General features: G+C 56.6%; 5 protein-coding genes. 4 read left to right on the forward strand and 1 reads right to left on the reverse strand.

The window, feature by feature from the left end; genetic code table 11:
- Positions 1–4 precede the first annotated feature (4 nt).
- The 4 genes from PSH80_RS09930 (at position 5) to PSH80_RS09945 (ending at position 6,930) form a co-directional block, all read left to right on the forward strand.
- Entirely contained in the window at positions 5–511 is a 507-nt protein-coding gene (locus PSH80_RS09930; RefSeq protein ID WP_225923851.1) for an RNA polymerase sigma factor, read from the forward strand.
- A complete protein-coding gene (locus tag PSH80_RS09935) occupies positions 508–1,452 on the forward strand; it encodes a FecR family protein (RefSeq protein ID WP_198831449.1) in 945 nt (314 codons plus the stop codon). Before PSH80_RS09930 ends, PSH80_RS09935 begins: the two co-directional genes overlap by 4 nt.
- A 107-nt stretch (positions 1,453–1,559) precedes the next feature.
- Positions 1,560–4,085: a TonB-dependent siderophore receptor gene (locus PSH80_RS09940; protein ID WP_220172899.1), complete on the forward strand. Its 2,526-nt coding sequence runs from the start codon at positions 1,560–1,562 to the stop codon at positions 4,083–4,085.
- Positions 4,086–4,422: 337 nt separating this feature from the next.
- The gene (locus PSH80_RS09945) at positions 4,423–6,930 is read left to right on the forward strand and encodes a TonB-dependent siderophore receptor (RefSeq protein WP_198792336.1); all 2,508 of its coding nucleotides are present in this window, start codon (positions 4,423–4,425) and stop codon (positions 6,928–6,930) included.
- 76 nt (positions 6,931–7,006) lie between these two features.
- Here PSH80_RS09945 and PSH80_RS09950 read toward each other — a convergent pair whose 3' ends face one another.
- Entirely contained in the window at positions 7,007–7,969 is a 963-nt protein-coding gene (locus PSH80_RS09950) for an alpha/beta hydrolase (RefSeq protein ID WP_198792335.1), read from the reverse strand.
- Positions 7,970–7,986: the final 17 nt, after the last annotated feature.

Here is a 7,986-nt window from a genome sequence, read left to right on the forward strand (position 1 = left end):
TGCGTTGGATAATCTGGACCGGTTGTTTCGCCTCTATCATCGCGAACTGCAGCAGATTGCCTACCGTCGCCTGGGCGACAGGGAGATGGCTGCCGATCTCGCTCAGGACGCATTCGTGCGTTACGTTGGCCTGGATCGACAGCAGCGCACCCATACGATCATCAACCCACGGTTTTTCCTGATTCGCGTGTTGCGCAACCTGATCATTGACCTTGGGCGCAGCCGTACGCGGCGCGGGCCGATGGACTCGCTGGAGGATGTGCAGCACGAACTGCTGGATCCGTGCCCGGGGCCTGCGGCACTGGTGGAAATGCGCCAGCAGTTGCAACTGTTGCATCAGGCGTTGAGTGAATTGTCCGAGAACAGCCGCCAGGCCTTGTTACTCAATCGCCTCGATGGATTGGGCCATGCCGCCATCGCCCAGCAGCTTGGGGTTTCCCCCAGCATGGTCAGCAAATACATCATGAGTGCCGTGCTGCACTGTGCCCGTCGCCTCGGGATGACCGAGTGACACGCGACCCTGCCCCGAGTAAACCTTCGCCGTTGCTGACCGAGCAAGCGTTGCAGTGGCTGGTCGACCTGCATTCGGGCAGTGCCGAGGCACCGTCTTGGGACGCCTACCTGCAGTGGTGCGAAACCTCCGCGGAGCACCAACGCGCCGCCCAGGCGGCGGAGCGGTTGTGGGAGAGCCTGGGCAGCGCACTGGAGCGTCCGCCCGCGTCGTCACGCCGCTTGCTGCAACTGGGACTTGTCGTGGCGTTGAGCCTGGCAGGCGGTTTGTCCTGGCAGGCGGAGCAACAAGGCTGGATGGCGGACCAGGTGACCGGCCTGGGTGAGCACCGCCGTGTGACACTGGCCGACGGCTCACACCTGGAACTGGCGCCACGCACGCGTGTGGATATCGCAATGCACGGTAATCGTCGTGTGCTGCATCTCTATACCGGGGAGCTCTTTGTCCAGGTCGCCCCCGATGCCCAGCGCCCATTCGAAGTACGCGCCGGCCGTGGCAGCCTGCGAGCGCTGGGCACCGGCTTCGACGTGCGGCGCGAAGGCGAGCAGGTGCGGATGGTCGTCACCGAACACACGGTGCGCGTGACATTGGACGACGATCCACAGACCACCGATGTCGAGGCCGGTCAGGCCGTGCAATACGGCCCGGAAGGTCTCTCGCGCACCCAGCCAGTCGACGTCGGCACCGCCACGGCCTGGCGCCGCGACAAACTGGTGTTCAACCGCCAGCCCCTGGGTGATGTGCTGGAGCAACTTGGCCGCTACCATCGCGGCGTAATCTGGGTCCGTGACAGCGGCCTGCGCGACCTGCCCGTGACCGGCATCATCGCCACCGACGACACCGACGCCCAATTGAAACTGCTGCAACGCACCTTGCCGCTGCGAGTGCGCTTGCTGCCGTGGCTGACCGTGATCGAGCGCGACGACTCGCCGCGACAGTAACTCAGCTTGCAAAAAATACACTTGCCGCCGCTGTCGGGTTTCAGAGGACTGACGTCTTTCCTGTTGAGATTGATTTTTATTTGGCTGATTTCAGCAAGGGGAGCGTTATGCAGCATCTGATCAGGCACACCGCCTTGAGCCTGGCACTTGCCACGGCCAGTGCCGTGGGTATGAGCCTGCCGGCACAGGCGGCGCAGCAGCAGAAGAGCGACAGCCGGACCTACGCTATCGAGGCCGGTCAACTTGACCAGGTATTGACGCGCTTTGCCGAGCAGTCCGGGTTGCGGTTGATGGTTGTCAGCGAATTGGTGGCTGGTCAGCAGTCGGACGGGTTGAAGGGGAGCTACCCGGTGCAGCAGGGACTTGATCGGTTGTTGCTGAACAGCGGCTTGGTTGCCCTATTGAGTGATGATGTGATTTTGATTGAGAAGGCACCGGTACAGGGTGGGGCGTTGGAGTTGGGGGCTACCACCATTCAGGGGCAGGGGATGGGGGAGATGACGGAGAATTCGGGGTCTTATACCAGCGGCCTTGTCAGCGCCGGTTCCAAAACGCCTACGAGTTTGAAGGACACGCCGCAGTCGGTGTCTGTCATCACCCAGCAGCTTCTGGAAGACCGGCGCATTGTCGATCTGTCCGATGCGATGCGACGCACGCCGGGCATCACCGTCAAAAACGCCAATTATCGTCTACCGCAGTTCATCTCTCGTGGTTTTCGTATTGATAACATTCAGATTGATGGTGCCTCGCCGATGGATATCGGTTCTGGTATCGGTACCTTCTACGCCAACAAAACGTATGACATGGCTGAGTTCGACCATATCGAAATTTTGAAGGGGGCATCTGGCCTGTTTGGCGGCACCGGCGATCCGGGCGGCATCATCAACGCCGTGCGTAAGCGCCCGCTGGATTACTTCCAGCTCAAGTTCAATACGTCGGCAGGTTCGTGGGACAACTACCGTACTGAAGTCGACGTGACGGGGCCAATGGCCTTTGATGGCAAGCTTCGCGGACGTGTTGTGGTCGCCAATACCGACCGGCAGTACTTCATGGATCACCGTAGTACCGAGAAGCCTTTCATCTACGGGGTGTTGGAGGCCGATGTATCGGATACGGTCCGGGTTACCGTTGGGGGGCGCTACGAGAAGATTCATGAAAATGGTACTGGCGACGGGCTGCCGCGCTTCAGCACCGGGCAGGACTTGAAGCTCAGCCGCAGCACTTGGTACTCGCCGAACTGGGCCTATAGCGATAACAGTTCCCAAGAAATCTTCGCCAAGTACGACCAGGAACTGGCTGACGACTGGAAGCTCAATGTGTCCTTGACCAGTACCTTTGATAAATCCGAGACCAAAGGTGCGTTCCTGTGGGGCTCACCTGATCCGGTAACGCTTGAAGGTGCGACCTGGGGAGGGAGTTACATTAAAAGCTGGAGTGAGCAGACGCTGTTCGATGGCAACGTGTCCGGGAAATTTACGGCGTTCAATCGTGAGCATGAACTGCTAATCGGTGCTGATGTGCAGAAGGTGACCAGTCGCTGGCGCTCAACGAAAGCTATGCAGGGCTTCTATCCTATTGATGTCTACAATCCAGACCTCACGCCTCTACCTTCCGACAGCATTGGCAACAAGCTTGAGCGTGATTACAGCCCCAATACCCGTAGGCAATATGGTCTGTACTCGACCTTGCGTTTACAGCTGACGGATCCGCTTAAGCTGATAATCGGGGCCAGGGTGCAGCGCTATAAGTTCGAACAGACCTACATGGCCGTAAATGCTGATACGGGCGCATGGGGCCTTGAGTCCCAGAGTAATCATCGTGAACCCACTAAACTGGTGCCCTTCGGTGGTTTGGTATATGCCCTCGATGATGAATGGTCGGTGTACGCCAGCTATTCGGAAATCTTCAAGCCCCAGGCTCATCAACTGCAAGGCCCAGTGGCTTCCGGCACAGTACTGGAGCCGATGGTTGGCAAGACATACGAGACAGGTATTAAAGGTGAGCTCTACGGCGGGACGCTGAACGTTTCAGCCGCGGTGTTCTACACCAAGCGTGAAAAAGAAGCGATTGAGGACCCGAGGTATCCACGACAGGCCGTTCTATATGGCGGCAGTTGCTGTTACTTGGCTGAAGGCGAGATTATCAGTAAGGGTGTCGAGCTTGAGGCGAACGGCGAGATAGCACCTGGTTGGATGGTGATGGGGGGATATACCCTGAACCTTATCGAGAATGGCACTAAAGATACTTTCCTCACCACGGTTACTCCTAAGCATTTGGCCAAATTGTGGACCGTTTATACCCTGCCTGATCGCCTTTCCGACTGGAAGGTCGGCGGTGGTGTCAATGTGCAGAGCGCCAGTTATGCCAGCGGTACTGCTTATCGGATTGATGGAAAGAATCCTACAGGTAACTACTATGACGTTTCCCGTGAGACGCCTTTTGACTTTGCTCAAGGCGGCTACGCCGTATGGGACGCCATGGTCGAATACAAAGTCGATGAGAACTGGACCGTCGCCCTCAATGGCAACAACCTGTTTGACCGCAAGTACTTCGAGACCCTGAAAACTTCCGAGTACGGCAATTACTACGGTGAGCCGCGCAACTACATGCTGACTGTGCGGGGTACGTTCTAGGCTTTCTCCGTCGCCGTAAAAAATCACCTCACCTGAGGTGATTTTTTTTGCGTGCGCCAGGCTCTCGAATGATTTAAAGGTGAGAGTTTCCCAGGGTGCCTAACAAGATAAAGTGTCGGCCGAAGGCAAGGTTTTTGCTGCTGTTACAAAGTGATTGAGAATCCTTCTAAATTATTTTTCTCCCAAACGTTCATTAATGGCTCGACACCGATTCAAGTCAAAACCGTCCCTCTGCAACAGGGAGTGGAGTCCGGACGGTTTAACTATATTCAGGCCATTCCGCCCGAAGAGTGGGAGGCCTTCGACATTAATGACATCTCTGGGGTTAAACAAAACAATGAAGCGCGCAAGTACAAGGTTCAGGCAAAAACTCTTCCACACCCCCCTGGCTTCCTGCCGCAATGGCGTATCGGTGGCGGTCCTGGGGTTGGCACTCAGTGTCTCCACTGGAGCGCTCGCTCAACCAATCCAGGTCAATGTGCCAGCCCAGTCTCTGGACAAGGCTCTGACCGAGCTAGGTAAGCAGACCGGCCTGCAAGTACTTTTTGGGCCGGAGATGGTCGCGGGCAAGAAGTCCACTGCCGTCAAAGGCACCCTGGAGCCCGAGGCCGCTCTTGAAGCATTGCTGAAAGGCGCGGGCCTGACTTTCCGGGTTGAAAACAATACGGTCATTCTCGGTCCCGAAAATGGTACGAGTTCAGCCCTTGAACTGGGTGCCACCACCATCCAGGGCCAGGGCATGGGGGAGATGACGGAGAACTCCGGCTCCTACACCACCGGCTTGACCAGTATCGGTTCGAAGACCCCGACCAGTCTGCGGCAGACGCCGCAGTCGGTGTCGGTAGTGACGTCGCAGGTTATTGACGAAAAACGCATGACTGACCTGGCTGAAGCCATGAAAGTGACGCCGGGTATCACGGTCACTAACAACAACTTCCGTTTGTCGGATTTCTCGTCGCGCGGTTTCAAGATTGAAAACATTCAAATCGACGGTGCTGCCCCGATGGCATTAGGCACTACGTCGGGCAGTTTCTATTCCAACAAAAACTACGATCTGGTTGAGTTCGACCATGTTGAAGTCCTGCGTGGTGCTTCCGGTCTCTTTGGCGGTACGGGCGATCCGGGCGGCATGATCAACCTGGTGCGCAAACGTCCGCTGGATGCCTATCAGTTGAAAGTCGATATGTCGGCGGGCAGTTGGGACAACTACCGCACACAAATGGATGTCACAGGGCCATTGGGCTTTGATGGCAAGCTGCGTGGCCGGATGGTCGCGGCTTACACGGATCGTCAGTACATGGTGGATGATCGTGGTACAGAGAAGCCGATTTTCTACGGGATTCTGGAAGCCGATATCCTCCCGGATACACGATTGACTTTGGGTGGACGCTCGGAGCGTATTCATGAAACGGGATCGGGGATCGGTTTGCCGCGCGATGTGAATGGCAAGGACCTTGGTCTGTCCAGAAGTACTAGCTTGACCCAAAAATGGTCGTATCTGGACGGGCGATCCCAAGAAATTTTTGCCAAGGTCGACCATGAGCTTAACGATGACTGGAAGCTCAATGTTTCATATACCCAAACGCTGGACTCCGGGTTTTCGAAGGCGGCTTTCAGCTTTGGTGCTGTCGATCCGGTAACACTCACGGGGCCTAAAACCGGAGGTACCAACAATCAGTATCGCAGCGATCAGAAGCTTCTCGATGTAAACCTAGCAGGGAAATTCGTGTACGCAGGCTTGGAGCACGAGCTGCTGGTCGGCATGGATCATCAGAAAATCACCAGCCAGTGGGAGGGGACTGCCTCGTCCAACGGGGCGGGTAATCCGGTCAATGTATTTGACCCGGATGCGACACCCTGGCCACAACCAGGAACAGACAAGAACTTTATTCGTAACTACAGTCCCAACAGTCAGACCCAGTATGGCCTGTACTCGACGTTGCGCTTACAACTGGCGGACCCACTTCACTTGATCATCGGTGCTCGTGCGCAGCGGTACAAATTTGATCAATTGTACCAGGCGATCGAAAATGGAGCCTGGAAGGTGCAGTCGGATGTATCGACCCGCGAAGCAACCAAACTGGTTCCTTATGGCGGTATCGTCTACGACCTGACGGATGAATGGTCGACCTATGCCAGCTACTCCGAAATCTTCAAGCCCCAACAAAGCACGATGCAGGGACCATTGCCGGGCAGTTCGATGGAGCCTATAACCGGCAAGACTTACGAGACCGGCGTCAAGGGCGAGTTGTGGGGCGGAGCCGTCAATACTTCCTTTGCGTTGTACTACACCTCGCGTAACAACGAGGCAGTGTTGGATCCTCGTTACGAAGAATCTAGTGTTCTGTTTGGCGGCAACTGCTGCTACTTGCCTCAGGGCAAGGTCGTCAGCAAAGGCGTCGACATGGAGTTTACCGGTGAAGTCCTGCCGGACTGGAACGTTCTGGCGGGCTATACGTATAACCACAATCGTAACCGCACTGCGGCGAAGGTATTCAGCAGCATTACGCCAAAACATCAGATCAAACTGTGGTCAACCTACCGTTTGCCGGGCATATTCAACGACGTGAAAGTCGGAGGTGGTGTTAACTTGCAAAGCGCTACCTACGTCAGTGGGACTACCTTCGTGAACGATGTGGAGCAGAACTATAAGTACGTTCAGGCGGGTTACGCCGTATGGGATTCCATGGCCGAATATCGTGTCAATGAGAACTGGAGTGTGATCTACAACGCCAACAACCTCTTTGACAAGAAGTACTACAGCAAACTGGGATCTTCGGCATCGGGCAACTGGTACGGTGACGAGCGCAACCACATGCTGACCCTGCGCGGTACCTTCTGGTAAGCGCGGTTTGAAACGAAAAAGGGACATCGCGAGATGTCCCTTTTTTGTGCCTTGTGTCCACAGTAAGGTCATACGTTCAGGCCGTGTGCTCTTCCAACCAACCTTCGACAGCCATATAAATCACGCCGATGTCAGTACTGATTCCAGACATCCGCAGAAAGTCATGGGTCAACCCACCCTGGGTCAACAAGGTGACATCCGTCCCAGTGGCGCGTAGCAACTGCGCATACTCCAAGCCTTCGTCATACAACGGGTCATATTCGGCCAGGCTAACGTAGGCCGGTGCCAGCGGCCCAAGGTCTTTTGCCAACAACGGTGATGCACGCCAGTCACCGCGCTGCTCGGAGTCGGGAGTGTAATGCTGGTAGAACCACTGCAAGGTATCGCTTTCCAGCAGGTAGCCTTCGGCATACAACTGGTGGGAAGGGCGCGTACGCTGAGTGTCGGCCACCGGGTAAAACAGCAACTGGGTCTTGGGCTTTAGCGCAAGGTGTTCGGGTGTCTGCACGGCGCTGATGGCCAGTACCGTGGCCAGGGTGGCGCCGGCACTGTCGCCGGCGACACTGACATTGTCCGGGTCCAGATTCAGGGTGTGCGCCTCGCGAGCCAGCCAGTTGGCGCAATCCAGGGCATCGTTGACGGCCGTGGGGAACGGATGCTCCGGAGCCAGCCGATAAGCCGGGGCCAGGACCGCATGGCGTCCGCTGGATGCCAGGCGGCGGCAAATCGAGTCATGGGAGTCAAGGCTGCCGACCACGTAGCCGCCGCCGTGGAAATACAGAATGCTCGGTTGTGAAGGTTGGGCATGATGTGCCGAGCGATATAGCCGGGCTTCTATCTTTGCGCCGTCGCGTGTCGGGATGTGCAAGGTTGTAATCGTCAGGCTGGCGGGCGGCGAAGGGTCGAGGATCTGCGAGCTCATCTCGAACTCCTGCCGTGCCTGACTCACACTCAAGGCATGCATGGGCTGACTCTTGCCACTCAGGCGGCCCATTTCAGCCAACTCCAGAAAACCTTCGAGATCGGGGTCCAGGGGCATTACGTGTTCCTTATTGA

Source organism: Pseudomonas sp. FP818, from assembly GCF_030687335.1.
In the GTDB taxonomy this organism is placed as follows: domain Bacteria; phylum Pseudomonadota; class Gammaproteobacteria; order Pseudomonadales; family Pseudomonadaceae; genus Aquipseudomonas; species Aquipseudomonas shahriarae.